The organism is Streptomyces sp. NPDC034043 (genome assembly GCF_055575675.1).
The window spans coordinates 70,722-95,824 of the sequence record NZ_JBVISF010000006.1; the positions used below are offsets into that span (position 1 = coordinate 70,722).

The window sequence follows — 25,103 nt, forward strand, 5'->3', positions numbered from 1 at the left end:
CACACCACCTGAGGCGTTCCCTCATGTGGGTGACGGACAACTGGGTCGGCGGTGGTGTGGCCATCGCCTCGAGGAGGCTCCGGGGCGGCAGGCGCAGGGTTTGCCATAGCCGGGGCTCTGGCTGTGTGAGTGGGAGCCATGGTGAGGGGCGGTCGGGGGTTCCTAGGCTCAGCGGCAATCCGGTCGAGCAGCATCGGTGACGAAGAGAGGTCGCATGGGTCTGGACAAGACGGTCACGGACATCGCCCAGGCGGTGAGAGGCATCCCGGACGGGGCTTCACTCGCCGTCGGCGGATTCGGTCTGTGCGGCATACCGAGCGCTTTGATCGACGCGCTGCTGCGCCAGGGCACCACCGGGCTGAGCATCGTTTCCAACAACTGCGGCGTGGACGACTGGGGCCTCGGCTTGCTCCTGCGGGCGGGCCGGATCGCCCGGATGACCAGTTCCTACGTCGGAGAGAACAAGGAATTCGCCCGCCAGTACCTCAGCGGGGAACTGGAAGTGGAGCTGGTGCCCCAGGGCACCCTCGCCGAGCGACTGCGCGCCGGGGGCGCGGGCATCCCCGCCTTCTACACCCCAGCCGGCGCCGGAACCCAGATGGCCGAGGGCGGGCTGCCCTGGCGCTACGGGCCGGACGGCTGCATCGCGGTGGCCTCACCGCCCAAGGAGAGCCGCGTCTTCGGCGGCACCGAGTACCTGCTGGAACAGAGCATCACCACCGACTACGCACTGGTGCGGGCCACCATCGGCGACCGCCACGGCAACCTGGTCTTCCGCTCCTCCGCCCGTAACTTCAACCCGCTGGCGGCGATGGCCGGCAAGATCACCATCGCTGAGGTCGAGCACCTGGTCGAACCCGGCGAACTGGACCCCGACGAGATCCACCTGCCCGGCGTGTTCGTCCGAAGCGTGGTCCGCGTCCATCCCGGTGACCCCGCAGCCGAGCGGCGCATCGAACGCCGCACCGTCCGTATCCAGCAGGAAGTCGGTGCCTGACATGGCGCTCACCCGCGAGCAGATGGCCGCCCGGGCCGCCCGGGAACTGACCGATGGCACGTATGTCAATCTCGGCATCGGCCTGCCACCTTGATCCCCAATTGCCTGCCGCCCGGAGCCGAAGTGGTGCTCCAGTCGGAGAACGGCATCCTCGGTGTCGGCCCCTACCCGACCGAGGACGAGATCGACACCGATCTGATCAACGCGGGGAAGGAGACGGTGACCACCCTGCCCGGAGCGTCCTTCTTCGACTCCGCGCTGTCGTTCGGCATGATCCGCGGCGGTCACATCGACGCCGCCGTCCTCGGCGCCATGCAAGTGTCCGTCACCGGTGACCTCGCGAACTGGATGATTCCCGGCAAGATGGTCAAAGGCATGGGTGGCGCCATGGACCTGGTCCACGGAGCACGGCGGGTCATCGTCCTCATGGAGCACACGGCCAAGGACGGCAGGCCCAAGCTGGTGGAGGCGTGCACGCTGCCGCTCACCGGACGCGACGTCGTCCAGCGGGTCATCACCGACCTCGCCGTCCTCGACGTCACGCCCCGCGGGTTCGAGCTGGCGGAGCTCGCACCCGACGTGACGGTCGAGGACGTCAGGGCGGCGACGGCCGCCAAGCTGGTCGTGCCCGGTCGGCTCCTGTCGGCCACCGCCTGATCGAACAGCAAGCACCGCACCGGCGACCGGGTCCCTCGACCCACGTGATGGAATCCCGAGCCGCCAAGAAGGAGCTGCAACGGATTCCCCGTGCCCTTCCGGCACATGCCTGCTCGTTGAGCGAGAAGCGCTGACCAGAAGTCAGACGGCTTCAGCGAGCCAGAAGTCGGTGTTCACGGTGCTTCCCGCGTGCGTAGGCCGACGAGTCGGCACCCCTGCGGTCCCCCATGCCGCAGGGGCGCGCCACTTCCAGACCGACCGGGCGCTGCCACACGCGTGGTCCGAAAGCCCACCGCCCACAAGTCGGCCCGAGGTCGCACGGTTCGCACGGGCCTCATCGGTGCGAGGGGGAGTTTTCCATGGTGGCCGGGCGCGGAGCGGCCCGGCCGATCTGCAAGGAGGAGTCGAGCAGACCTCTTGGAGGTGAGCGGGCCGCTGGTCCGGCGTCCCGACCCCTGCGGTCGCGGTCAGCCTGATCGGTGCGGGACTTCGGCGCATATCCTGGGCCGATGTACGAGACCTCCGCGGCTCTGGCGACCGCCCGCTGGCCGCTCGCCGCGTCCGCTGAGACCGACTGGCTGCGGGAACTGGCCGACGACGACGGGCTCACCGGGTTCATGCCGCCGGCACTGCCTGATGCGGCCTGGGTGCTCCACTCCATGTACGAACACGAACTCGGGCCCTTCGACATGTCGTACGTCGCATACCAGCGGGCCTTCTTGAACAGCACCAGCGCCTGCCCCGAGATCATCCCGGGCCTCGGCCCCGGGGAGGTGTTCGCCGATCCCTCGGACACTTTCGCCCCGTCCAGAGGCGAGCACCCCGGACCACGCTGGCGCCGCCTGCGCTGGGCAGAGCTCACCCGGCGGACAGGGGATCCCGTGGCGGCCGAGGGCTGCCTGCCCGGCCGCTCGTCGTTCCCTTCGCTCCGCAAGCCGGGCAGCTGGCCGGTCGGTATCACCAGTCCGTCCGAGGGCAGCCTGGACCGTGCCGACTGGAACCGGCTGGTCGAGATCCTCACCCAGCACAGCCCTCAAGGGCCGGACACCCGCTGCCTCGCCTACTACACCCCGCTGTGCCAAAGGGCAGAGGACTTCGACGACCTCCACGTCCGGGCCGGCCGGCTCACGGACGCCAAGGCCTTGTACGACCACCCCGAGGAAGAGTTCTGGACCCCGTCCAACCTCTGGGCCCACGACCGGTCCTGGGTCCTGTGCACGGACTACGACTTGTGGGCCACCAAGGTCGCCGGCCCGGCCCCGCTCATCGAGGCCCTCCTCGACGACTCGGAAATCGAGGCCGTCCGACTGCCCTGGTCCCACTGATTCGACCGCCCGACGTAGGACACGAACACCGCGTAACGAACGGCGCCCATAGGGGGCGCATCTGACTTGAGTCGGCCAATCGCCCTCATGGCTGGTCCGCAAGCCAGAGTGAGTTCGGCCTTCCGTCATCGCCCATGTGCGCCCGCTGCCAGATCTCGTTCCAGTTGAACGGGGTCTCCCGCACGAACCGGTGGCGCTGCCCGCACGGACATGGCGCCACCACCCATGCGCACCCCCGGCACAGCTCGATCCAACCGTGCCCGGTGGAGCACAGCACTCGCGGTCCCTCATCTCCGCAAGCCGGGCAGCCGGGCAACTCGGCTCCATCCAGAAGCGCGTTCTGCCGCCGGACGTACTCGGACAGGCGCAGCGACGGGTGACGAAACGGGTCTTCGTACCAGGCGCGGTCGGGGCTTTCCCACCAGCTCCGCAGCCACCACGGCCGAGGATTCGGTACAGCCCGCCACCCAGCCTGCTTCTGCGCCCGGCGTTGCGCGACGTACTCGTCCGCGCGCACGAGCCACAGCACGCGCGCTTCGTGCAGTTCCTCCACCGCCCGCACCAGCGCGTCCGGGTCCGCCTCCAGCCGGCGGGGGATCGCGGCGCTGAGCGTGAGGTGGTGGTACGTCGCCCGCAGGCCATACGGAGCGAAAACGGTGAGGCAGGTGCGCAGCGCGCTGTGCCGCCGGTGGACGGGGAGCCCGGCGTCGTGCACATGCGCTCGGTGGGTCAGGAAGCTGGTCATGGTGTGGGCACCAGGTCCAGTGCCCGTGCCAGGGCGGCAGTGGCGGCAGCAGCGTGGGCCGGCAGGTGTTGTTCAGCCCAGGTCCCGGCAAGGCTGAGGAAGTCCTGCAAATCCTGCTGGGCGCCGGCCACGAGCCTGCGTACCTGGTCTGCCGACAGCTCGATCACCGGACTGCCGTCCGTCCCATGGGCGTCGAGCGTCAGCCGGACGGTGTCGCCGACGCGTTCGGCCACCGAAGATGGATCGTGGCCGAAGTAGGCGCAGCCGGTGCCGTCGAGCACCTCCAGCCAGTCCCGCCAGGTCTCCAGGCCGTTGCAGCAGCCCGGCTCGACGAAGACGGTGCCGGTGGCGCTGTCGGTCACCCGGAAGCCGCCGGCGGCGAACAGGTCAGGCAGGGTGAGCAGCCCGTGCAGAAAGGTGCCGAGTGGGTCGGTCGGGCGCGGGCCATGCTCCCGCTCCGGCTCGAAGTCGTTGCAGTCGGCGATCCGCTTGACGGCCGTGCCGACCTCCGCCGCATCCAGTTCCCCGTTCAACACGAGGTAGCCGTTTGGCTCGTGCTCGCCAATCGGCCAGAGCGCGAAGTCATCGGCAGGGGAGATCTCCAGAACGGCCTGCATCACAATCACACGGGGATGATGCCGGACCTGCTGCTTCGTCGCCACGGGCTTTCGGCTGCGCCCTCGGGGCGGGCCACCACCTGGGCAGTTTCGCTGTGCGTTCCGGGCAGGCGGTGCTGACGTAGCGCATGGCGGTCTTCTCGGTGACGCCGAACGGGCGCATCGGCCGGAGCGGGTCGGCACCTCTCGCGCATCGCCCGACGGAGCCGCTCGATGCGCGCACTCCGCTCGCACATCAGACGGCCTGACCATCCCGCAGGAAGGAGCCGGACCCCGGGCACGAGCCGCCCGGGGCTCGACCCGCCTCTACCTCTTCGTCAGCTGCGCGATCGAGGGCGGTGCTGTGGGGTTCGGCGACGTGGTCGGCGTGACGCCAGGGGTCGGTACGGCCGTGGGGGCCAGTGTGACGGTGGGGCTCGGTGCCGGGCCCGGGGTACAGGTGGGGCTCGGCCTGATGGCGGAGCTGGGGGCCGGATCGGGTACGGAGGCCGGAGCCAGAGCCCGTACCGGTGTGGAGGTCGCAACCCGCGAGGGGGCAGCGCTCGCCGCGCGCGTCGGAGCGGCCGATGGGGCGGCGCTCGGCGCACGCGTCGGGGCAACCGAGGGGGCGGCGCTCGGTGTCGTGGACGGCGTGCAGGTCGGCTCCGGTGCGCAGGTGGGCATCGAGGTCGGGTCCGGCGTGATGGCAGGGGCCAAGGCCGCGCCGGGGGCGGCCGCGAGCGGTGCGCGGGCCGGGGCCGGTGAGGATCCGGGCTCGATGGTCGGGCTCGGAGAGCGGGTGGGAATCGGAGTCGGTGTGGGGTCCGGTCCACGGCTCGGGGCCGTCGTGCAGGTGGGACTTCCGGTCGGACTCGGCGTCACGGAGTCGGCTTGGGCCGAACCGGTCGTGAGCGTCAGGCCCGCGCCTAAGCCGGATACCGCGAGAACGGCCGCCAATCCATGAACTCGCTGGACACGCATATAAGTTCCCCCCGTCCGTCTGCCCGGCACTCGCGCCGGACAAGATCGGAAGAGAGCCAACACGATTCGTCCACAACCCGCAAGATCGTCCGGTTCACGTCCCCGGAACCCCCGTACGGGTGATCACGTTCAGGGGCGTCGTTCGAGGCCGGACCGTACTCACGGGCGGCAGCATACGGAGCGCGTCCGACAGCGGCATCCGGGCCACGACGCCGGGCTGGCAGACCAAGGCTCTTGTTCGATCCGGGAGCAGCCCCTACCTGAGTGTGCGGCTGTCGGACGGTTCCTGGACCGGATACACCGACGTCCAGACCAAGGCCAGCAACTGGGTGTCGCCGTTGATGCTGCCCCAAACGCACAACCTGGCCGAAGCCGGCTCGGCGGACACCGAGCCGACGTGCGGCCTGGTCCGGGCCGAGCGGGACGTACCGGTCGAGGAGGACCGGCAAGTCCCGGCGGCACGCAAAGGCCGCGACCTGGTCCGGATGGACGTCGGGGAGCTCGGGGTCACCGCCGAAGTAGACGAGCTGACCGGCCTTCACGAGACGGCCCACCGCCGAGGCGGTCACCCGCGGCCGGCACCGCAGCGGCTCCCCCAACGCCTTCGTCAGCCGGCCCGCCCGCACCCCGCACCCACCGGCCCCCGCTACGCCGCCCGCACCGCCCCCCTGGTAGGCGGGGGGGAGCTCCTGCGGCAGTGGTAGCAGGTCACCGTGCGGCCGTGCGCAGAGCCCGGGCAGGGGCCAAAACGCCGCGCACGGCCAGGGCGTACGTACGGAGTTGGGCGGCGCGGCAAATGGCGTCGGAGATGGTCAGCACCAGCCGTATAGCCGCCGCGGGCGGAGGCCTGGGCGGCCTCCGCCATCTCTTCGACGACCGGGTCGGCAGCAGCGGCATCGGGGGCGGGGTGGTAACGGCGGGCTCCTCGCGGGCACAGCCCAACCCCGCGACATCGACACCGCGCTGGTCGCGGAGGGCCATTCTGGCGGCCATGTCCGGGTCGGCTGCCGCCTCCTCACCGAGAAGGCGGTACAGGTCGCCCAGCGGGTGAGCGAGCGGCCGCGTGGCCTAGGCCGCGCCCGCCGCGCCGCCGAACTGGTCGTGGAGCGATCGAGGCGGGGACATCGGCGCTCAGGATGGACTCGAGCCGGGTGTCGAGCAGGCGGCGGCGCAGGAAGGGGTGCCAGCCGAGGCCGGGGTCGGCGACGGGCATGCCGGGGCCGGCCAGCAGCATGCCTGGGACGACCACCCGTCATCTGACCCATCCCGGCGCGAACGACGGGATCCGCGCGGGGCGAAAACCCGCAAGCGTACTCGACGCCGTGATCATCACCGGCTTCCACGCCAGCCGCACCCACAAGCTCATTGCCGGTGAGGAATCCGCCAACCGCGTCCTCGCCCCGGTCGAGCACGGCTTCGCCCGGCACAAGAGCTGGCGGTCCTTGCGGAGCTCCGTACCGACCCCGCCCGCGCTGCCCACCCCCTGCGCGCTCTGCTCGTCCTGACGGACCTCGAAATAGACCGCTGACAGTCGTGCTCCCCCGCAGGGCGCCGCCCTCAACTTGATAGGCAAGTCCGCACTTGCCTATTCTGTGGTTGTGGCCGACGACCTTTTCAAAGCCCTGGCCGACCCCACCCGCCGCACCATCCTCGACGAGCTCGCGGAGAAGTCCGGGCAGACACTGTTCGAGATCTGCTCGCGGCTGAGCATGAAACACCAGCTCGGCAACTCGCGCCAGGCGGTCTCCCAGCACCTCGCCGTACTGGAGGCGGCCGGGCTCGTCGAGACCAGGCGGGAGGGCCGCTACAAGTTCCACGACCTGAACACGGCTCCGCTGCGGCAGATCACCGAGCGATGGCCCGTGCCCGACACTTCCGGACCAGAGGAGAGCACCTCATGAAGATCCATCTGACCAGTGTCTTCGTCGACGACCAGGCCAAGGCCCTGGACTTCTACACCGGGATCCTCGGCTTCGTGAAGAAGCACGACGTCCCGCTGGGCGGCGAGGCCCGGTGGCTGACCGTCGTCTCGCCCGCCGAGCCCGACGGCACCGAGCTCCTCCTGGAGCCCGCCGGGCACCCGGCCGTCAAGCCATACCGCGACGCGCTCGTCAAGGACGGCATCCCGCTCGCCCAGTTCGCCGTCGACGACGTGGAAGCGGAGTACGAGCGCCTGCGCGGCCTCGGTGTCCGCTTCACCCAGGAGCCCCTGGAAGCGGGCCCCGTCACCATCGCCGTCTTCGACGACACCTGCGGCAACCTGATCCAGATCGCGACACAGCCTCAGTAGGCGGGCAGCCTCGTGCGGGGCGCGGCCGCCGCCGCGACCGGACCCTGGCTCCGGAACCCGTCAGCAGCCTGGCGTCACAACCGAGGGCGACACCATCTGGTGAGCACTACAGTCACTCATCTTTGCGGCCGCGTGTACCCGGCACCCGGCCAGCGGAGCCCGCAATCCTTCCCTCGGTCCGGGAGCGGGTAGATACTGTCTCGTGGGGAGGGCGGTATGAGCTGGGTGGGACCCGATACGGCTGATGAGGTGACCGTTCCTGACCTCGTCGGGTTGATCGTGACGGACGCACGGAAGGCAGCGTGGGAGGCAGGCCTGGTCATCGCGGCCGCTGATCCAGACGGACCGCCGGTTGGAGCTCTTACCTGGCCCGGCGTCTGGAGGGTCACCGCCCAGACCCCCGCCCCCGGATCCCGGATGCGCCGTATGGGCTCGTTGGTGATCGAGTTCTGCAAGGCGCCTGGCACCGATGCCCCGGAGCCACCCTCCCTGGCCTGACCCGAGGTCAGCGTACAGAGCTGCACGGGCCAATGCCGCCGCGCCGCCTTCACCGCAGCAACCACCCCCTGAGATAAGCAGCCGTTGCCGTACCAAAAGGTTCGCTTGACGGTCGAACGAATGTTCCCGGAGCGCGCCCACCCCCATCTGCGTCATCTTCTTCGCGGTCTCAAGGACCGTCTGCTCGGCCTCCTGGCACTGGACGGCGGTGCAACACGGAGCTGCAACGCGGGCCCCAGACCAGCCTTTGGCACCATCAGGAGCCGCTGACCCGTCAGCCGTCCTGCTGCGCTTCGCCCCACCCGCGCAAGCCACCGCCTGGGATTGCTGCTCGCCCGCCGCGCCCCATCGGCCGGTGAAGTCCTCCAGGGCGCGGCACTGCTGTTCCTCGCGGGCGATCTGCTGGCGAGGACGTCGCGGTCGATGTAGGGGTCGACGGCGGTAAGGCCGGCCCCGTACGTGCCCGGGCGGTGCACGCCGGCCCCCTCCCCTCTTTCGCCGGCCTTTTCTTTGCCCTCCTACCGGAACCGGGGCATCCGGTGTGGGCGTCCTCATCTGTGTCGTAAGTCCCCGTCTCAGGAGAATCGAGGGGACGTCATGATCCACCGACGTTTCCGCCGGATCGTGGCCCTGGCCTCCGGCGCCCTGCTCACCGCAACACTCGCCTTCGCCGCTCCGGCCTCGGCCGCCCCGGCCGGCCTCCTCCGCATCCAGGCCCAGACCCAGACGCCGCTCGTGGTCAATGCCCGCTGGGGCGGGCACCCCACGTACGACCGGATCGTCATCGACCTCCAGGGGTACGTCCCCACGGCGACGGTCACCCCCGTTCCGAAACTGATCCACGACGGGTCCGGCACGCCGGTGCCGCTGCCCGGGAGGTACTTCCTGGAGATCCGCCTCAACCCCGCCGCCGCCCACGACGACACGGGCGGGAACGTCTACCTCGGGCCCAAGCTGCAGCAGATCAACCTGCCCAAGCTCAAGGGCATCGCCCTGACCGGCGACTACGAGGGGTACGTGACCTTCGGCGCCGCCTTCGACACGCTGCCCTACTACCGGGCCTTCACCCTGCACTCGCCGGAGCGGTTCGTCGTGGACATCGCCCGCTGAACCCCCTCACGGGCCGGGGCCCGGAGGCGTCGCCCCCCGTGCCCCGGCCGGTCCGCTCGCCCGGGCAGCTCACCGGGTCAGCTCGCCGGGCGGATCCGCATCATGCTCGGGTCGCCGTTGCCGAACCAGTCCTGCACGCATTCGTAGCGGCCCGGAGCGGCCGCGCCCACCAGACCGAGACAGGCCGCGAGGGCCCGCTGGCCGTGGGCGTTGGGGTGCATGGACTCCTCCAGCGTGCCCTGCGTGTTGACGTGGCCCAGGAAGCGGAACCACTCGTTCTTCCTCGGGTCCGTGCGCCAGGACCCCTTACGGCTTCGACGCAGCCGCTTCCGCGCCGCCCGGACCGCCGCCGACGCCTCGGTGCCCCACATCGCGCGTACGGCCCAGGTGACCGAGCGTGGGCTATCTCGCCGATTGACTGTTCCAGAAACAGGGCCGAAACTCCCACGGCGATGCCTGTGAGGAGTCCGCCACCGATGCCGGCAAGCACCTCTATGCGGGGTTCGGTTTCCGGCTCTCTGACAGCCATCTTCCATGCCAGGATCGCACCGACGGCACCACGACGGCCAGGGCAGGCGCGTCGTTGGGGCCGGGGAGTTCGACGACTCGATGGTCGAGGCTGCCTGTGATCATCACCGCGAGCAGGGCGAGGAAAAGGAGTCCGTCCTCAACTCCCTCCTGACGGCGCAGACCACCACCGGCCTCCACGGCCGCACCCTGCACGCCCTCCCCGCCGACTTCCTGCACCGCCTGCCGCCCGGCCCCCGCCCTCCCGGGTGAGGGGGGCCGGGGGCGGCGGCGTGAGCGGATCGGCCTCCCGGCCGGGGGCCTGGGCGGATCGGATCCGGCGGCGTCCGGTGATGACCGCCGTGGGTCTGCTGCGTCCGGTGCTCCTGCTCTCCGTGTCGGCCTCCTGGCTGCTCGACGCCCTGAGCATCGAGCAGTTTGTCGCCCAGCTGCCGGTGGAGGCCGAGGTCCGCGAGGGCTACAACGGGCAGCGGCAGTTCGGGGACTGGATCGATGCGGACAAGGACGGCTGCAACACGAGGGCCGAGGTCCTCATCGAGGAGGCCGTGGAAGCCCCGCATCCCGGCGAACGGCTCGGCTTCCGCACCGCCCCAGGAGTCCGCGTGACCACCCCGGCGGATCCGCCGGAGGCGATCCAGGTGTCCGCGACCGGGCTGGGGCGGGCCTGCGGGAGCTGGCCGGCCTGGCGGTCGAGCTGGAGGCCCCGGACGTGGACGGGGAGCTGCGGCTGGCCAAGAGCCTCCTTGTCCAGCTGGACTCCGACTCGGTCATGGACCACCTCAGCCGGTATCCCTCGGTCCCGCTCACCGACCGCACCATCACCAGCCGACGCGCTCTGATCGAAGCTCTCGACGAGCCGGGGCCGCGTGCGGCGCAGTTCGATCTCCTCGAGTACTCCCAGGAAGAGGTCTGTGTCGCGTTCTCCCTCGGGCTGCCCCGCAGGGCAGCCAGCATCGCCCTTTCTCTGCCAGCTCACCTGCCGCCCCGACCAGCACCTCCAAGGAGCAGCCACGGCGCGCACTCCCCTGACCGGCACCCAGTCGTCGGTACTCGGAGTGCCAACGCAGTTAGCACCCCGGCCACACCTGAGCCCGCGCAGGTTCTTGCGGCGCGGGCTCAGGCTGGTTCCGTACAGCGACTCCGGTGACCGCCGACCGTGTCTGCAACCGGCCGGTGCGCGGATCGTGGTGCGGGGTTGCGAAAGCGGCTCGGCATCGGCCCCGACGCCGGCAGGAGCTACGAGTTCGCAACCTGGAGCCGGCCTCGCGCCGCGAGCTCGTCGACATCCTGCACTCCCTGGACGTCACCGTCCTGACGGTCACCCGCGGCCAGCCGTACGCCCTGGAGCTCTGCCCGCGCTCGGTCATCCTCAGCGAGGGCGCCATCGCCGCCGACGGGCCGACGGGCCGAGCTCCGCCGCCTGACTTTGGTCCGACCGGCTGGATGTGCCGGTGGTTCGTGCCGGGGTGCTCCGCGGCGCGGCGGAGTCGAGGGTATGAAGGAAATCGAACGCAATCGGATGAAAGTTCGCCATCCGGTCATTCCCGAACATCAACCTCAGGAGTCGCATGATGCGCCCCATCAGAGCGGCCTGCCTCGGCACGGCCACGCTGGTCACCCTCCTCGCCTGCACCCCCGTCGCGGCCGCCGCGACGGACACCGGTTCCGCCCAGGCCAGGGATAAGGCCCGGATCATCACACTCCTGGCCGAGGTGCAGCAGCTGACCCGCTTCCCGGTCACCCCCGGCAGCGTCTCGCAGGGCGATCAGGTCGTCGTCCGCTCGGACCTCTTCGACGAGGAGCACAACAAGGTCGGCGAGACCCACGGCACCTGCACCACCACCCGGGGCGGCGCCGATGAAGCGGAGCAGTGCGTCGTGACGTACATCCTCCCGGGCGGCCAGCTCACCGTGCAGGGGATGTACTTCAACTACGTCGACCAGGGTCCCTTCGACAACGCGATCACTGGCGGCACCGGGGAGTACAAGAAGGCTCGCGGCTGGGTCCACTCCGACACGATCGCCACGGACCCCAGGGTCGTGAGGCGCTTCACGATCCACCTCGTCTGACGGACCCCGACGTCCCCCTGACCCCGGAACCCGACCTTCTCCCCTTGCATTGCACGATTGGAGACGGTCGTGCGAAAGGAAGCGCGGGTCAAGGGGACGTCCAGGGCGGCTTACCCTTCAGGTCGTCAAACGCACCCACGACATGAGCGGGTTCGTGGTGCTTCCACGCAGGTGGGTGGTGGAGAGGACGCTGAGCTGGCTGATGCGCTCGCGGCGCCTTGCCCGGGACTACGAGACCCGGCCCAAAAGCAGCGAAGCCGCCGTCCTGTGGTCGATGACCATGCTCACGGGACGCTGCCTCGCCCGCCACCGGAGCCGAAACGTCACCCGGCAGCCCGCCTCGGCGTGAACACCCCGGGACGCTGCTCGGCCAGCCAGCCCCGCTCCACCAGCCGCTTCACCTTCGACCGCACCCCCTCGGCCTTCGCCGACACCGCTTCCAGGGCCCAGCCGTGCGGCCAACTCCCCGCCCGCAGCCCGGACCCACACGCCTCCGCCTCCAGCACGCCCACCAGCCGCTGGTAGTCCGGCGCGAGCACCTCCAGGCCCACCCGCCAGTGCGGCACCACCGACCCCGCCACCGGGGCTACTCCTCCGTCGTCCACGTCTCCCTGTCGTCCATGGCATCTCCGTTCCCGACGGGCACGCCACAACAGCGGGCCCAGAGTCGACCATGGCGTATCGGAGCTGCACGTGCGGAGAAACGGACAGCTTCACGGACTCCCGGAATCCCTTTCCCTCCCGGCCGAGGGCCGCCCCCTCCGCGAGGACGGCGCTCGCCGTCACCGCCGGATCACGGGGAAGCTACTGCCCCGGGCCTGGGGAGTCGGGGCCGACGACCGCCTGGCTGCCGGCGGTCAGCTCGGTGAAGGCGGCCGCCGCACCGGTCAGCGGGACGCGGGAGAACACCGCCAGGGGGCGGTGCCACGGCGGGTCGAGGGAGAGCAGCAGACAGTCCTCGCCGACGGCGCCCCGGACCATGTGAGCGGGGGCCATGACGGTGCCCACCCCGGCGGCCGCCATCCGCACGGCCGTGGAGGTGTGTTCCGTACGCAGCACCGTGCGCGGGGTGAAACCCACCGCCCCGCAGGCCCAGTCCAGGACGGGCTGCCCCTCCACCAGTGGTTCCATCGCGCAGCGGATCCAGTCGCGGTCGGCGAGCTCGGCGAGGCGGACGGCCCCGCGCCCGGCGAGGGGGTCGTCGAACGGGACGACGATGACCAGTTCCTCGCGGCCCACCCGCACCAGGGGGCCCGTCCAGTCCTTGGGTTCGGGGCCCACGGCGATGTCGGCGGCCCCGCGCTCCAGCTGCTCCTCCAGGGCGTCCGTGGAACCGTACTCGCGCAGCACCAGGGAGACTCCGGGGTGCAGGGCCCGCCAGCGGGCGGTGATGCCCGGGAGCATCCCGACCGCGATGGCGTGCACGGTGGCGATGTGCAGTTCGCCGCCGGCCACCCCGGCCGCCGCCCGGGCGGCCCGCTCCGCCTGGCGGGCGCTGCGGACGGCGAGCTGCGCGTGCGGCAGGAAGGCGCGGCCCATGGCGGTGAGCCGGACCCCCCGCGGCATGCGCTCCAGCAGCGCGCCGCCCACGGCCGTCTCCAACGCCTTGACCTGGTGGGAGAGGGCGGGCTGCGTGACGTGCAGGGCGTCGGCGGCCCGGGTGAAGGAGGACTCCTCCACGACGGCGAGGAAGTACTCCATCTGACGCAGGCTCATGATCGGCAAGCATAAAGAACCTGCATGGAGTCCAGAACATCTTTGCCTTGGACTGCGGGGAACGGCCGGTACAGGCTCGGTACATGAGCAACGACAGCAACAACTTCGGCGACGGCACCGCGGACGTGATCGTGATCGGCGGCGGCACCGGCGGCTACAGCACCGCCCTGCGCGCCTCGGCCCTCGGACTGACCGTGCTGCTCGCCGAGCGCGACAAGGTGGGCGGGACCTGCCTGCACCGGGGCTGCATCCCCAGCAAGGCCATGTTGCACGCGGCCGAACTCGTCGACGGCATAGCCGAGGCGCGCGAGCGCTGGGGCGTACGGGCGAGCGTGGAGTCGGTGGACTGGGCGGCGCTCAGCGCGACCCGGGACGACATCGTCGGCCGCAACCACAAGGGCGTGGAAGGCCACTTGGAGCACGCCGGGGTGCGGGTGCTGCGCAGCGGCGCCCGGTTGACCGGCCCTCGGTCCATCCGGACCGAGGACGGGCGGGAGTACACCGCCACCCGGGGGCTCGTGCTGGCCACCGGGTCCCGGCCGCGCACGCTGCCCGGGCTGGAGCCCGACGGGCAGACGGTGGTCACCAGCGACGACGCGCTGTTCGCGCCCGGGCTGCCGGCTTCGGTACTCGTGCTGGGCGGCGGGGCCATCGGCGTGGAGTACGCCTCCTTCCACCGTTCCATGGGGGTCGAGGTCACCTTGGTCGAGGCGGCGGACCGGCTGGTGCCGCTGGAGGACGCGGACGTGTCCCGGCACCTGGCGCGGGGCCTGAAGAAGCGCGGCGTCGACGTGCAGACGGGCGCCCGGCTGGAGGGCGCGGCGGTGGCGGACGGGATCGTCCGGGCCACCGTGCGGACCGCGCGCGGGGAGCTGCGCGAGCTGAAGGCGGAGCGGCTGCTCGTGGCGGTCGGCCGGGTCCCGGTCACCGACGGGCTCGACCTCGCGGCGGCCGGGCTGGCCACCGACGAACGGGGGTTCGTGGCGCCGGCCGACTGGTCCCGGCTGGAGACCGCCGTCCCCGGCGTCCACGTGGTCGGCGACCTCCTGCCGCCGCCCTCGCCGGGGCTGGCCCACGCGTCCTTCGCGGAGGGGCTGCTCGTCGCCGAGACACTGGCCGGGGTGGCGAGCACGCCGGTGGACTACGCGGCGGTGCCGCGGGTCACCTACTCGGCGCCGCAGACCGCCGCCGTGGGGCTGACGGAGGCGCAGGCGCGCGAGGCGGCGTACGACGTGGTGGTGAACACGATGCCGCTGACCGCGGTGGCGAAGGGGATGGTGCACGGGCAGGGCGGCACGGTGAAGGTCGTCGCGGAGCGGGGCGGAAGGGTGCTGGGGGTGCACATGGTCGGGCCGCACGTGTCGGAGATGATCGCGGAGAGCCAGCTGATCGTGGGGTGGGACGCCGAGCCGTCCGACGTGGCCCGCCACATCCATCCTCACCCGACGCTGTCGGAGGCGGTGGGCGAAGCCTTCCTCACGCTCGCCGGCCGAGGGCTCCACCAGCAGTAGCTTCAGAGGGCGACGCCGGCGAAGACCTCGGAGGCCGAGTCGGTTGCTCTCACGAAGTACAGGGTGAGCTTTTTGATGTCCTTACCCGTCTCGTACACCAGAGGGCGACGCCCGCCGCCGCATCGTCCACTACTGGCACCAGTACGGCTTCGTGGACACCACCGCGGCGCCGGCGCTGGCCATGACGCAGATGTACCCGTACCACTCGGTGGCGGCGCCGCGGGCCGGGATCGAGCAGGCGTGGGCCGGGATCGAGCAGGCGTGGGCGGAGAACCACGCCATGCTGGCCGAGGGCGGCTGGAAGAAGGCCGGGCCGGGCCGGTTCGAGCGGGGTGACCTTCGCGTCCACGTGGTCCGCATGAAGGAGCACCCGGAGGATCTGCGGACTGCCCGCAGGCTGCCGGCGGACTACCCCTGCCGACTCGCCACCACCCGCGTCCGCGCCGAACAGCCGACCGCCGGCTGCCCTCCCTCCATCGCATGCAGGGCCCCGATCCGTCTCGTCACAGGCGTGGGGCAGGATGGCCCCATGGCACAGCGAATCCTGCCCCCGTCAGAATCCTGGCGCCGGATCGACGCCTGGCTGGCGACCCATGCGGCGTCCGATTTCGCCGTGCTCAATCCGCCTGCCACACCGAACGACATCCAGCAGGCAGAGCGGCTTCTCGGCACCCCGCTGCCCAGTGACCTCGCTGAGTCTCTGCACTGCCACAACGGGGTCAGGGCCTGGTCGACCTTCCTGCCGGAGCAGTCACCGCTCACGGTGAGCGGCATCGTGGACCATTGGCAGACCCGCATGGATGTCGCGGCGGAGAACGACGGCCTGACCCGTCGCCCCTGGGACGACGAGCCCTGGTGGCACCCTCTCTGGGTCCCCTGGGCCGAGAGCGCCGATGGCGGGGCACAGGTGATCGACCAACGTCCCGGCCCGGACGCGGGCCGCATCGGCTGGGCAGGCCACAGCGGTGGCGGCGACTTCACCGATGCCTGGCCTGATCTTGCGAGCCTTCTCCACGCAGTCGCGCACGCGATTCACGAAGGCGGTGACGTGCGCGGGCTGCATCCCTACCTCACCACCCAAGGTGAGCTTTGGTGGGACGAAGACGGCTGCGAGGAGCTCAACGGTCAGCCGCTGAGGGCAGCACCCATCGGGCTGCCCTGACTATCAGCGTCATGGAGTGCCGTTCACGCCGCGCGGCCGCCATGCCCGGCGCGAAGGTCGTCCTCACAGGCCCGGCTGCCACCGGCCCGGCCACTACCGAACGCCCGGCGACGGTGACGCCGCCGTGGCGCTTGCAGTCGATCTCCACCGAGCCGACCGGAGCGACCCCAGCCGAGGCGCACGACCTGGCCGAAGCCGACCCTCGGACGCCGAGCCGGCGGGCGGCCTGATCCGGGCCAGGGGCACGTGCCCGTCGCGGATGACCGGCACGTCCCGGCGGCGCGCGAGGGCCGCGCCCCGGTCCGGGAGGACGTCGGGGAACTCCATGCCCTCGCCGAGGTAGACCAACAGGCCGGCCTTCACGAGACGGCCGACCGCCGAGGCGGTCACCCCCCCCGGGAGAAGGCGGCCGGCGTCAGCGCCGCCAGGACATCACCGTGGGCTGGACGGAGGTCCGCAGCGATGCCGACGACGAGCTGATCGGCTGGGAGTTCGGGCTTCTCCCCCTCCACGGGGGTGCGGTGCCGAGCCCAGGATGGATCATCCGCCACGCCCTGCTCAGCACCGCCGTCTGCTACCCCCGTCTTCACACCCAGCGGCTGCGCGAACCGACCGCGCAGACACCAGCGCAGCGCGCGCTCATCGAGGTGGCCTACGCCCACGGCGTCGCGAAGGCGTAGACCATCCCGGCCTGACGGGCGGGCGCCCGGCCACCGCAGTCAGCCGGCGGCGGCCGTCGGTGTGTCGGTGTGTCGGTGACCGGCCTACGCCACCGCACCGGCGCGGGGAGGCGGCACACGGAGGGGTCACTCGGCCGCACCGTGTTCGCGGGCGACTTCGAGGAGCGCGGTCGTCACCATGTCCGCGAGGGCGGCGACGAAGGGGACGAACTCGCGGGCGTCCGCGTGCTCGGCGAGGCGGAAGGTGTAGTCGGTGTCGTGCCCCCCGGGGCCGGGGTGGCGGATCTCGTCTGTCAGCAGCGTCCGCGCGAACCACGCGGGTGTGTGGGAGACCCATTTCCTTCGCTTGTGGGTGTAGTAGATGGTCTCGGTCCACTCTTCGGCGAATCCGACCGAACCCGGTGGTGAGGAGCCGAGCGTGAGGGTCAGCGTCTTGTAGTCGTGGGGACGGCCGTCGTAGTTTCGGTTCCACCAGCGGTCACCGGCGGGGGCCCAGGGCAGGACCGGCAGTTCGACGCTCGGCGGCGTGACGTGCCGCGGCCAGTCGAGGGTGAGGCGCCAACCGCTCACGGAGTTGTAGCCGTTCACGGTGAAGGTCCGGATCCCGGGGCTCCCGGCCGTGTGGAGGGCCGTTCCTACCTGCTCGGTGGTGGAGACGATCTCCTGCTCCGCCGCCTGGAGCGTCCGGGCGTTCACCGTCGCGCTCAGGACGTCACGCCACCACGCGGAGAACTCCCCGGGGCCGACCACCTCCTCCGCCGGACGGCGCGCGTCCCGCCCCCATTCCGCCCCGGTGCATCCGCGACCGGCCAGCACGACCACGAGCTTCGCCAGCTCTCGGGCTGTCAATGCCGGCTGCCGATGGAGGCGGGCGTCATGGCGAAGGACGAGAAGCGTGTGCCCCGCGTACTCCCAGGTCCAGACCCGGAGTTCCGCGGCCCGGGCGACGTTGGCCCACCGCGCCTCCCAGCGGTCCCGCGCGGCGACGCGGGCCAGCCGTTCGCTCTCCTCCCGGGCCCACTCTTGTTCACGGGCCGCCCGTTCCTCCTCCTTCGCCACCGCGACGAGAACCTCGACCTCCTGGCGCACCGGACGGTAGGTTCGTTCGGCGGCAGCCACCCGGGCCCGGTACGACTCCTCGGCGAGCTCCAAGCGATCCGCCAACCGCCGGCGTGTCACCGCCAGCCGCCCGGTCAGCCGCCGACGCCGACGCCTGACCTCCGCCCGAACGTCCTCAAGCCCGTCGCCGGCCGACTCGACCTCGTGGACGTAGGCGGCGACAGCGTCCCGCCAGCGGCTCACCTCGCCGGCGGTCGCCGGCACGCGCAGCCGGTCGGCGGTGCGCCCGCCGAAGGAGTCCCACGGGGGGACACCGGGAAAGCCGGGGAGGGACTCGCCCTCGATCCAGTACACGACGTGCTCGGGTACAGACCGTGCATCCCCAGGCCAGGTGCACCGCATGACGACCCGTCGCTGCTGCTCGGACATACCCCGCGCCGCCCCTCGCCGCTCGGACACGCACCGCTCCCCCATACCTACCCGTGCCGAGGCCTGGTAGCCGCTTCGGGCCATGGTCGGGCAACGGTCCGGGGAGGCGGTTGCGGCGCGGCACGCCGACTCCGAAGTGCTGAGCGGCTACCCCCTCGCCGATCGTCCTCCCGCGGGCTTGAACGCTCCCGCTGGCCGCCCGGCGGGCCGACTGTCAGTGCCGTGACGCAGGATGAAGGCATGATCCGGACTCTTCCCCTGGCCCTGCCGGGCACGCTGGTGGACCACCACGGCCTCGATCTGACCGCGCTCTACTCAACGGGCTGGGGCCTGACCCACTTCGACCTCGCCGGAGCCCCGAACGGCGAGGTGTACGCCCTGTACGGCGTTCACCGCTACACCTACGGCGTCGCCGACGAGGAACAGGACCCGCAGGTCGCGAACTTCGGGTACCGGATCATCACCCGGTACTCCGCTGAGGGCGAGGTCCTGGCGAGCGCTCAGTTCCGGACCGGCGGCGCGCGCGAGGGGGACTCGGACGTCGCTGACGGAGGCGACATCAGCCTGTGCGTACTGCCCGACGGGGTTCTCGCCATCACCGGGACGCCGGACATGACCACGCTCGTCGCGCCTGATCTGAGCCGCGTCCTGGCCGTCTACGACTCGAAGGACGGGCGTCCCTACCGGGAGTTCACGCCGGCTGAGGGCAACCCCTTCGCCGGCTCCATCAGCGTCACCCCCTCGGGCCGGCTGCTGTGCACTCTCGCCGAGTACGGCGTGTGGCGGTACGGCAACGTCATCACCAACCTCGTAGGCATCGCCGAGGGGGCCCTGACCGTCGACTCCAAGCCGGCCATCCGCGCACTCGCCTCGCTCGACCCCGCGCCGGCACACCAGAGTGACGTCGACCTCCGCGCGCACGCCACGTACCGGGGCGCTCCCGTCGGTCTGGCGAACCGCCCCCGCCCAGCCCTGACCGAACTCGTCGCCGCCGAGGACAGCCTCTCTGGCTGGGAGCGGTCCCTCCTCGGCCGACCGGTTCCGCTCTCCGACGACCTCTTCGTCGTCCCCTTCTACGCCAGGACCTTCCGAGGCGGCAGCCGCGGTCAGCCCTTCGTCTTCGCCCTCGTCGACGACCAGGGCGAAATGACCGGACGACTTCACGGCCTGCATGAGTGGCGCGACTCGCCCTTCACCGGCTTCTGCTTCAACCTCGCCGCCGACCCGCACCGAGGCCATGCCTTCCACCTCAACCGCCATGGCCTCTACGCCTGGAACAGGCAAGGAGTACTCCGCGCCAAACTGGACACCGACAGCAAGACGTTCAAGCCACTGACCCACTTCACCCTCGGATCCTGCGCCCCCAACGGCGACCTGCTGCTGGCCCACACCAAGCAGCACCTGATCCTGCGCGTTCCGGCCCCCGATGACCTCACCGACCTCGCAGCTACCGTCGAGGAGGCACTGCGGGCGTACGCCCGACAGCGCACGACCCTGAAGAAGCAGTGGAGCCCGGTCAACTGGCACTGGACGCACTCCGCACCACTCCACCGCATCTGACCACCCCCGGCCGCCTCCGCGGCCGGGGGTGCGAGTCTGCCGCGCGGGCAGAGCGAGTCATCGAGAGTGCAAGGCGACGTCATCGTCGGAGTACAGCGGGACGACGGTGACGCCGCCCTGGCGCTTGTAGTCGACCTCCACCGAGCCCCCCCTCCCCGGGCGAGACGAACCCGAGCCGCCTGCGGCGTCGAAGTGGGGGGACGTCGGGAAACTCGACGTCCCCGCCGAGGTAAACCAGCAGACCAGCCTTCCCTGGGCGGCCGACCGCCGAGGCGGTCACCCGCGGTGGACACCGCAACGGCATCCCCAGGGCCTCCGTCAGCCGGTCCGCCACCCACCCCGCGGGCCTGATCACCACCAGCCCCCTCGGGTCCGGCCCCACAAGGCAATGGCGGGCGCGACAGCCGCTGATCGACCCGGCCGGCGGCTCGCCGCTTCCAGCACACCACCCGCGGACCCTTCGTCCTGGAACGCCGCGCTGACCAGGACTCAGAGACGCCGCCGTTGCGCCTCGTGCATCGACCCCCCGCCTAAAGCCGGCGAATGATCAACGAGAATGAGTGCGGAGCAGATCGGGGCTGGAACTCGATGCCCACTCGCATTCGTAGCGAGCCCTGCTCAGGGCCGTACCCAAAGAGACACCATGCGCTTGTCCCGAACTCTGACCGCCGGAACCGCTCTCATAGCGCTCGCTTCCCTGACGGGCTGCGGAAGCGAGGAGGCCGAAGCTGGAAGCGGCGGCAAGGCCCTACCGAAGGCGAAGGACGTGGCGGCGATGGAACGGTTCGTCAACCAGTACACGACCTGCAGGGACCTGCAGACGAACCCCCCGGAGGGCCGGCACGGGGAAACGTTGCTCGAGGACGTTCCCAAGGGCGCCGGAGCGGGCGTGAAGGAGCAGATGTACTGCAAGTCCGAGGGGGGTCCGATTGCTCTGGTGGCCGTCTCCGACATGAAGAAGTTCCAGCAGGCGCTCAAGGCGAACGACGCAGCCGGAAAGGAAGGTGACGCGGTCGCGCTGGTCGGGGCGGACTTCGCCATCGTTCCGACAGGCGGCGACACCACGCTCGCGCTGAAGCCCTCCGGACTGCTCGTCGCGTCGTGCAGCGCGCGGTTCAACAGCAAGATCCCGAGTGGCTACACGAAGAACGAAGGCAAGATCGAGGGCTGCGTCACGACGGACTACTTCCCCGCGTAACCCTTACCGCCTGCTCCCCACTCTCCGGGACCGACCGGCTGACCGAAGTGCCGGGCACCGGGGCACCGGGGAATAACGAATCGCCGACGAACTGGCCGCGCTGACGGCGGGTGGACGTCGGGGAACTCGACGTCCCCGCCGAGGTAGACCAGCAGACCGGCCTTCACGAGACGGCCCCACCACCGAGGCGGTCACCCGCGGCCGGCACCCGCAGCGGCTCCCCCAACGGTACGGCGTAGCGTGGCGGGGTTGTGGAAACCAAGGACCCGAAGGCTCCGCCAAGTTAACAGCACCGTACCCGCCTGTCAGGATGCCTGCGGGCCGCCGGTACGGCCCGCAGGCCGGGCAAAGGGATGCCCCCGTGGACCGCTCGCTACGTGGCGTCGGAGATGCCGGCGTACGCCGGAGCTCGGCGCAATCCTGCTCCCGGCATGCTGGTCAGGCCCGCCCCCGGGTCGGGCGGCCGCTCGGAAGGAAGAACCGCCGTCCCGCACCCCGTTACGACGTCGGCGACACCGTCAAACGCCCGGGGACCTCGGGGACATCCGCAGACCCCGGTCGATCCTGGCAGATGCCGGCTCCGCGTCACCCGAGGATGGAGATCAAGCTCACCAGACGATGACACCGCCGCTCTCGGCTTTGGCTCGCACGGAGGCGGCAACGATGTTGTTGAAACACCGGGTGACGTACTCCGCGCCGTAGCCGCTGACTTCACCAAGGTGAGCGAGGTGCGGGCGTATCGCTTCGCACTCGGCCAGGAAGTCGTCGATCTCTCCCGGCTCGACCTGAAGGTCACCGCCGTCGAGCCGGGGAAAGAAGCGAGCCCCCAGCGTCCGAACCGCTTCAGATCCCCACAGCTTGCTGCGCGATCTCTCGAATCCGGCCATGGTCTTGCTGTAGTCGTCGTCGGGATCTCCCAGGAGGGCCCACTTTCCGTTGGCTTCGTACACGTAGGTATCCACATTGAGGCTCACGCGCTGATTCTCCGGAGCACGACCGTGCCGCGTCGACTGGATTGCAACTGTCGCGACGGCGCCACGGCAGCCCTACCAGGACTCCGACACGGTCCGCACACGCCGGAGGTGAAACAGGCGGCGAGCGTGCCTGGCCGTTGGTGGGTGCAGCGACGGCCGGTCCTGGTGTCGACCCCTTGTGACGCCGTCCTGCCGCTTGTAGTTGGTCTCCGCCGGCCGACCGGGGAAACGAACCCGAGCCGCACACAGGCGTCGAAGTCACGGCGCGGCTGGCCGGGGGGCGTCAGTGGAGGAATGGGAGGCGAAGCTTGCCTCGTACGGCACGCACTACATGTCGGTGGGCGCCGCCGACATCCAGCGCCGCGTCGCGGGCGAGGTCTCGTGGCGCAGCAGCAGCTCGACACTCCCCGGCTGTGGTCGGTGGCTGCCCGGCTGATGACCCTGTACGCCAAGACCTTCCCGGCAGCGACGGCAGCGCTGCGGTGCGCTGGTACTGGATGGCCGCGACCGCCGCCGACCAGTCGGGGGAGCGGATGTGCGGGTGTGGGTGCGGGCGGCCATCGCCCCGGGGTACGAGGGTGCGTCGCTGGGGGTGGCGGATGTTCTCGCGGACCAGGCGCTGGCGCTGTCGAGCGGCCGCCGCTGGGCCTGCTGAACGCCGTCTACGGCAAAGCCCACCCCGCCGCCCTCCGAGGTGACCGCGCCACCGCCCTCGCCCTCGACGCGCGGGGCCGGCGCATCCTCGACACCGCCGGCTCGCATGAGCAGACCTCCGACTACGCGGTGCCGTGATGGCGGCTGAACGTCTTCCGCTCCCTGCTCCTGGCTCGCCTCGGCGAAGAACGCGCCTCGACCGAATCACAGGGCCCGGTGCTCGCCGAACGACCGTCGGCCCTTCCCCGCTTCGCCACCCACCTGGAACTCCACCGCGCGCTGATACTCGCCCGCTCCAGCGACCGTACCGGCGGCATCGCCCACGCCACCGCCGCCATGGACGCCCTCCCGGTAGCGACCGCGCTCAGCACGCGGGCCGGCCGGTCCCGGGGACCTACGGCGAGGAGATCGCGGTCGAGGGCGTAGCGGAGCCGGTGGTCGTGAAGCGGGGGGTGGGGGTCTCCAACACCAAGAGCCGACGCGGCAAACTCGCCGCCGACCAGCTCGCCGCCTTCGGGGTGGAGTGGGTGCGGTAACAGGCCAGCGGTGGTGTGCTCTTGGCGGGAAATTGGTGAAGGCGACCCGATCGGAGATGATCAGGTAAGGGGTGGTGCCCGTATACCCTGACAAGTCCTCACCCATCCCTTCCTCGATCAGGATCAAGGCGGTCGGCTCCAACGGCTACCGCCTCGACCGCACGGTCTACAACGCGGCACAAGGCGGATATGACTGCACCCAAAGCAGCTCCGGCCGACCGCTCACGCGTCGTTGAGCTGCTCGGTGAACCCCGGTTCAACAGCTTCTCCGACCCGGCGTGGGAAGGGCTGGAGAGCGAACTGGGGGTTGCCCTGCCCGACGACTACAAGTGGTTCGTGTCGGCGTTCGGTCCGTGCGTACTCCACGGCACGTTCTACGTACCTCATCCCCGGGGGGTGTCGCTGAACCTGCCGGACTACATCGCGTACGTCTCCGAGGAGGCGCGTGACGCCCGGGAACACTTCCCCGAGGAGTTCCCGTATCCCGTGGTGCCGGAAGCGGGAGGACTCGTCCCGGTGGTCGAGACCTTCCAGGGGGACCGCGTGTTCCTCAGGCCGCCGGGAGACGATGACGGCTGGACCGTCATGGTCGGGTGGGACACGATGAGGTGGGACTGGCACCGCATGGGGGTCCTCGCGTTCCTCGAACGCGTACTGGGCGAACCGCCGGAGATCCCGCTCATCAGCCGGGACTCCTTGGAATGGTCGCAGGTCCCGTACCGGCTGAGCGAGTACCAGGACGCAGACTCCGCGCCCTGACCAGCTCCGCCCGATGAACGTCACCATGCTGCGGCCCGGCGACGACATCACCCTCTACCTGCGACTCCTCACCGCACGGTGTCGGACGATGGGTGCACCAGCAGCGCAAGCCCTCCGCGCCGGGGAGCCCGAGGACCGGCGCAAGGTCCGCCTGGACGCGCCCGAGGCCGGAATGGTCTGGGAACCCGGCGAGGAAGCCTGGGAGAGCAAACTCGCCGCGCTCCGGTCCTACCTGCGGGCCACGGGACACCTCGCACCCCGACAGGACGCCGTCTGGGGCGAGGACGGCGAGATGGTGCCCATCGGGCAGCACATGGCCAACCTCCGGCGCAAGGGCGCCAAGAACGGCCGGGACAAAGACCCGGACCGGGGGCGGCGGAGCGCACGGCGCAGCTCACCGCGATCGACGGGGACCGGGACTGCGCCTGGCCGCTCGACTGGCAGCGGCACCACCGGATCCTGGCGGACCTGGTCGACGCCGACGGCCATCTGCCCCACATCGCGCCGGGTATCGTCTTCGACGGCGACAACACCGGACGCTGGCTCCAGCTGCAGAGGCAGCCAGCCACCTGGGCGCGGCTGCTGCCCCACCAGCGGAAACGGCTCACCGCGATCGGCGTCGAACCCGTCCAGGAGCCGCCTCCCGCCCCCGCTACCGCTCGGGGAGCGAAGGGGCCGAGCAAGGCACAGCAGGCATTCAGCGCGGCCTGACAGCCCTCAGCAGTGGGTCGCACGGCAAGGCGCCCACCGGCCGGTCCCGAGGGGCCCACGGGGAGGAAATCGCAGTCGATGACAAGGCGGAACCGGTGATCGTGAAGCTCGGCGTGTGGATCTCCAACACCAAGACGCGCCGCGACGAACTCAGCGCCGACCAGGGTGCCACGCCCAACAGCAGGTCCTCGAGGTCGTCATCGACCCAGACACGCTGGAGGGCTCTGGACGGCCAGGTGCGGGACGAGGGTGTCATCCGAAGTTCCGCGATGGCGGATCGCTGCGGAACCTATGCGGGACGGTGAACATCGGCATGTCGTATCAGAGCAAGACAGCCGGCCCAGGGGTTTGATGCCGA

At 70.7% G+C, this 25,103-nt stretch carries 27 protein-coding genes and 3 pseudogenes; 23 read left to right on the plus strand and 7 right to left on the minus strand.

Features of this window, described 5'->3' with window-relative positions:
* Positions 1–214 precede the first annotated feature (214 nt).
* From ACZ51S_RS16590 to ACZ51S_RS16600, 3 genes and pseudogenes are all read left to right on the plus strand, one after another.
* Positions 215–997: a CoA transferase subunit A gene (locus ACZ51S_RS16590; protein WP_468961222.1), complete on the plus strand. Its 783-nt coding sequence runs from the start codon at positions 215–217 to the stop codon at positions 995–997.
* Between the two features lies 1 nt (position 998).
* Positions 999–1,654, plus strand: a pseudogene (locus ACZ51S_RS16595) (CoA transferase subunit B).
* A 509-nt stretch (positions 1,655–2,163) separates the two neighbouring features.
* A complete protein-coding gene (locus ACZ51S_RS16600; protein ID WP_468961224.1) occupies positions 2,164–2,979 on the plus strand; it encodes a hypothetical protein in 816 nt (271 codons plus the stop codon).
* Positions 2,980–3,064: 85 nt separating this feature from the next.
* On the opposite strand, the gene ACZ51S_RS16605 is transcribed toward ACZ51S_RS16600, so the two are convergent.
* Positions 3,065–3,724, minus strand: coding sequence for a hypothetical protein (locus ACZ51S_RS16605; protein WP_468886087.1), 660 nt, complete (start codon positions 3,722–3,724; stop codon positions 3,065–3,067).
* Positions 3,721–4,386, minus strand: a complete 666-nt coding sequence (locus ACZ51S_RS16610) for a hypothetical protein (RefSeq protein WP_468886086.1) — start codon at positions 4,384–4,386, stop codon at positions 3,721–3,723. Before ACZ51S_RS16610 ends, ACZ51S_RS16605 begins: the two co-directional genes overlap by 4 nt.
* A 298-nt stretch (positions 4,387–4,684) precedes the next feature.
* On the opposite strand from ACZ51S_RS16610, the gene ACZ51S_RS16615 reads away from it, so the two are divergent.
* From ACZ51S_RS16615 to ACZ51S_RS16645, 7 genes are all read left to right on the plus strand, one after another.
* The gene (locus tag ACZ51S_RS16615) at positions 4,685–5,284 is read left to right on the plus strand and encodes a hypothetical protein (protein WP_468474476.1); all 600 of its coding nucleotides are present in this window, start codon (positions 4,685–4,687) and stop codon (positions 5,282–5,284) included.
* A 283-nt stretch (positions 5,285–5,567) separates the two neighbouring features.
* Complete coding sequence (locus ACZ51S_RS16620; RefSeq protein ID WP_468961226.1) at positions 5,568–6,005, plus strand: hypothetical protein; 438 nt, start codon at positions 5,568–5,570, stop codon at positions 6,003–6,005.
* A gap of 618 nt (positions 6,006–6,623) precedes the next feature.
* Positions 6,624–6,806, plus strand: coding sequence for a hypothetical protein (locus ACZ51S_RS16625; RefSeq protein WP_468886081.1), 183 nt, complete (start codon positions 6,624–6,626; stop codon positions 6,804–6,806).
* A 93-nt stretch (positions 6,807–6,899) separates the two neighbouring features.
* Positions 6,900–7,202: an ArsR/SmtB family transcription factor gene (locus ACZ51S_RS16630; RefSeq protein ID WP_468961228.1), complete on the plus strand. Its 303-nt coding sequence runs from the start codon at positions 6,900–6,902 to the stop codon at positions 7,200–7,202.
* Positions 7,199–7,591, plus strand: coding sequence for a VOC family protein (locus ACZ51S_RS16635; RefSeq protein WP_468803224.1), 393 nt, complete (start codon positions 7,199–7,201; stop codon positions 7,589–7,591). The genes ACZ51S_RS16630 and ACZ51S_RS16635 overlap by 4 nt, the downstream gene beginning before the upstream one ends.
* Before the next feature lie 216 nt (positions 7,592–7,807).
* On the plus strand, positions 7,808–8,089 hold the full coding sequence (locus tag ACZ51S_RS16640; RefSeq protein WP_468474480.1) for a PASTA domain-containing protein: 282 nt from the start codon (positions 7,808–7,810) through the stop codon (positions 8,087–8,089).
* A 600-nt stretch (positions 8,090–8,689) separates the two neighbouring features.
* Positions 8,690–9,199 carry an AMIN-like domain-containing (lipo)protein gene (locus tag ACZ51S_RS16645; protein ID WP_468961439.1) on the plus strand — a complete coding sequence of 170 codons (510 nt, stop codon included), beginning with the start codon at positions 8,690–8,692 and terminating at the stop codon, positions 9,197–9,199.
* 77 nt (positions 9,200–9,276) lie between these two features.
* Here the strand turns inward: ACZ51S_RS16645 and ACZ51S_RS16650 are convergent, their stop codons facing one another.
* On the minus strand, positions 9,277–9,570 hold the full coding sequence (locus ACZ51S_RS16650) for a hypothetical protein (RefSeq protein ID WP_468474481.1): 294 nt from the start codon (positions 9,568–9,570) through the stop codon (positions 9,277–9,279).
* A gap of 163 nt (positions 9,571–9,733) precedes the next feature.
* On the opposite strand from ACZ51S_RS16650, the gene ACZ51S_RS16655 reads away from it, so the two are divergent.
* From ACZ51S_RS16655 to ACZ51S_RS16675, 5 genes and pseudogenes are all read left to right on the plus strand, one after another.
* Positions 9,734–9,979 carry a hypothetical protein gene (locus ACZ51S_RS16655; RefSeq protein ID WP_468886076.1) on the plus strand — a complete coding sequence of 82 codons (246 nt, stop codon included), beginning with the start codon at positions 9,734–9,736 and terminating at the stop codon, positions 9,977–9,979.
* An 80-nt stretch (positions 9,980–10,059) separates the two neighbouring features.
* Positions 10,060–10,566, plus strand: coding sequence for a hypothetical protein (locus tag ACZ51S_RS16660; RefSeq protein WP_468961230.1), 507 nt, complete (start codon positions 10,060–10,062; stop codon positions 10,564–10,566).
* A gap of 409 nt (positions 10,567–10,975) precedes the next feature.
* Positions 10,976–11,134 (plus strand): annotated as a pseudogene (locus ACZ51S_RS16665) (cobalt ABC transporter ATP-binding protein); the annotation flags it as partial.
* 164 nt (positions 11,135–11,298) lie between these two features.
* Positions 11,299–11,796, plus strand: coding sequence for an allene oxide cyclase barrel-like domain-containing protein (locus ACZ51S_RS16670; RefSeq protein WP_468474484.1), 498 nt, complete (start codon positions 11,299–11,301; stop codon positions 11,794–11,796).
* A gap of 142 nt (positions 11,797–11,938) precedes the next feature.
* Positions 11,939–12,145, plus strand: coding sequence for a transposase (locus ACZ51S_RS16675; RefSeq protein WP_468474485.1), 207 nt, complete (start codon positions 11,939–11,941; stop codon positions 12,143–12,145).
* Here the strand turns inward: ACZ51S_RS16675 and ACZ51S_RS16680 are convergent.
* Together ACZ51S_RS16680 and ACZ51S_RS16685 are read right to left on the minus strand one after the other, a co-directional pair.
* The gene (locus ACZ51S_RS16680) at positions 12,120–12,401 is read right to left on the minus strand and encodes a hypothetical protein (RefSeq protein ID WP_468803228.1); all 282 of its coding nucleotides are present in this window, start codon (positions 12,399–12,401) and stop codon (positions 12,120–12,122) included. The genes ACZ51S_RS16675 and ACZ51S_RS16680 overlap by 26 nt on opposite strands.
* A gap of 199 nt (positions 12,402–12,600) precedes the next feature.
* On the minus strand, positions 12,601–13,512 hold the full coding sequence (locus ACZ51S_RS16685; RefSeq protein WP_388940454.1) for a LysR family transcriptional regulator: 912 nt from the start codon (positions 13,510–13,512) through the stop codon (positions 12,601–12,603).
* Between the two features lie 83 nt (positions 13,513–13,595).
* Between ACZ51S_RS16685 and lpdA the strand changes: the two genes are divergently transcribed.
* From lpdA to ACZ51S_RS16700, 3 genes are all read left to right on the plus strand, one after another.
* Positions 13,596–15,023, plus strand: coding sequence for a dihydrolipoyl dehydrogenase (gene lpdA / locus ACZ51S_RS16690; RefSeq protein ID WP_468474487.1), 1,428 nt, complete (start codon positions 13,596–13,598; stop codon positions 15,021–15,023).
* 151 nt (positions 15,024–15,174) lie between these two features.
* Positions 15,175–16,185, plus strand: a complete 1,011-nt coding sequence (locus ACZ51S_RS16695; protein WP_468961233.1) for an SMI1/KNR4 family protein — start codon at positions 15,175–15,177, stop codon at positions 16,183–16,185.
* Between the two features lie 437 nt (positions 16,186–16,622).
* Entirely contained in the window at positions 16,623–16,865 is a 243-nt protein-coding gene (locus ACZ51S_RS16700) for a hypothetical protein (RefSeq protein WP_468961235.1), read from the plus strand.
* Positions 16,866–16,991: 126 nt separating this feature from the next.
* Here the strand turns inward: ACZ51S_RS16700 and ACZ51S_RS16705 are convergent, their stop codons facing one another.
* Positions 16,992–18,278, minus strand: coding sequence for a hypothetical protein (locus ACZ51S_RS16705; RefSeq protein ID WP_468803234.1), 1,287 nt, complete (start codon positions 18,276–18,278; stop codon positions 16,992–16,994).
* Between the two features lie 315 nt (positions 18,279–18,593).
* On the opposite strand from ACZ51S_RS16705, the gene ACZ51S_RS16710 reads away from it, so the two are divergent.
* Positions 18,594–19,913, plus strand: a complete 1,320-nt coding sequence (locus tag ACZ51S_RS16710; RefSeq protein WP_468961237.1) for a hypothetical protein — start codon at positions 18,594–18,596, stop codon at positions 19,911–19,913.
* A gap of 643 nt (positions 19,914–20,556) precedes the next feature.
* Positions 20,557–21,111, plus strand: a complete 555-nt coding sequence (locus tag ACZ51S_RS16715) for a hypothetical protein (protein WP_468961238.1) — start codon at positions 20,557–20,559, stop codon at positions 21,109–21,111.
* 608 nt (positions 21,112–21,719) lie between these two features.
* On the opposite strand, the gene ACZ51S_RS16720 is transcribed toward ACZ51S_RS16715, so the two are convergent.
* The gene (locus tag ACZ51S_RS16720) at positions 21,720–22,085 is read right to left on the minus strand and encodes a hypothetical protein (RefSeq protein WP_468474493.1); all 366 of its coding nucleotides are present in this window, start codon (positions 22,083–22,085) and stop codon (positions 21,720–21,722) included.
* A gap of 286 nt (positions 22,086–22,371) precedes the next feature.
* Here ACZ51S_RS16720 and ACZ51S_RS16725 point away from each other — a divergent pair, with 286 nt between their 5' ends.
* From ACZ51S_RS16725 to ACZ51S_RS16735, 3 genes and pseudogenes are all read left to right on the plus strand, one after another.
* The gene (locus ACZ51S_RS16725) at positions 22,372–22,521 is read left to right on the plus strand and encodes a hypothetical protein (RefSeq protein WP_468474494.1); all 150 of its coding nucleotides are present in this window, start codon (positions 22,372–22,374) and stop codon (positions 22,519–22,521) included.
* 943 nt (positions 22,522–23,464) lie between these two features.
* Positions 23,465–24,034 (plus strand): SMI1/KNR4 family protein, encoded by a 570-nt coding sequence (locus ACZ51S_RS16730; protein ID WP_468803237.1) that lies wholly within the window; start codon positions 23,465–23,467, stop codon positions 24,032–24,034.
* A gap of 80 nt (positions 24,035–24,114) precedes the next feature.
* Positions 24,115–25,050, plus strand: a pseudogene (locus ACZ51S_RS16735) (helicase associated domain-containing protein); the annotation flags it as partial.
* Between the last annotated feature and the right edge of the window lie 53 nt (positions 25,051–25,103).

What these genes read in the sequence shown, in the direction of transcription:
- ACZ51S_RS16715 (WP_468961238.1), top strand. Translation starts at nt 20,557, where the DNA reads ATGCGCTTGTCCCGAACTCTGACCGCCGGAACCGCTCTCATAGCGCTC.
- ACZ51S_RS16685 (WP_388940454.1), bottom strand. Translation starts at nt 13,512, where the DNA reads ATGAGCCTGCGTCAGATGGAGTACTTCCTCGCCGTCGTGGAGGAGTCC.
- ACZ51S_RS16590 (WP_468961222.1), top strand. Translation starts at nt 215, where the DNA reads ATGGGTCTGGACAAGACGGTCACGGACATCGCCCAGGCGGTGAGAGGC.
- ACZ51S_RS16670 (WP_468474484.1), top strand. Translation starts at nt 11,299, where the DNA reads ATGCGCCCCATCAGAGCGGCCTGCCTCGGCACGGCCACGCTGGTCACC.
- ACZ51S_RS16605 (WP_468886087.1), bottom strand. Translation starts at nt 3,724, where the DNA reads ATGACCAGCTTCCTGACCCACCGAGCGCATGTGCACGACGCCGGGCTC.
- lpdA (WP_468474487.1), top strand. Translation starts at nt 13,596, where the DNA reads ATGAGCAACGACAGCAACAACTTCGGCGACGGCACCGCGGACGTGATC.
- ACZ51S_RS16655 (WP_468886076.1), top strand. Translation starts at nt 9,734, where the DNA reads ATGCCAGGATCGCACCGACGGCACCACGACGGCCAGGGCAGGCGCGTC.
- ACZ51S_RS16650 (WP_468474481.1), bottom strand. Translation starts at nt 9,570, where the DNA reads ATGTGGGGCACCGAGGCGTCGGCGGCGGTCCGGGCGGCGCGGAAGCGG.
- ACZ51S_RS16675 (WP_468474485.1), top strand. Translation starts at nt 11,939, where the DNA reads ATGAGCGGGTTCGTGGTGCTTCCACGCAGGTGGGTGGTGGAGAGGACG.
- ACZ51S_RS16710 (WP_468961237.1), top strand. Translation starts at nt 18,594, where the DNA reads ATGATCCGGACTCTTCCCCTGGCCCTGCCGGGCACGCTGGTGGACCAC.
- ACZ51S_RS16635 (WP_468803224.1), top strand. Translation starts at nt 7,199, where the DNA reads ATGAAGATCCATCTGACCAGTGTCTTCGTCGACGACCAGGCCAAGGCC.
- ACZ51S_RS16660 (WP_468961230.1), top strand. Translation starts at nt 10,060, where the DNA reads ATGACCGCCGTGGGTCTGCTGCGTCCGGTGCTCCTGCTCTCCGTGTCG.
- ACZ51S_RS16640 (WP_468474480.1), top strand. Translation starts at nt 7,808, where the DNA reads ATGAGCTGGGTGGGACCCGATACGGCTGATGAGGTGACCGTTCCTGAC.
- ACZ51S_RS16730 (WP_468803237.1), top strand. Translation starts at nt 23,465, where the DNA reads ATGACTGCACCCAAAGCAGCTCCGGCCGACCGCTCACGCGTCGTTGAG.
- ACZ51S_RS16600 (WP_468961224.1), top strand. Translation starts at nt 2,164, where the DNA reads ATGTACGAGACCTCCGCGGCTCTGGCGACCGCCCGCTGGCCGCTCGCC.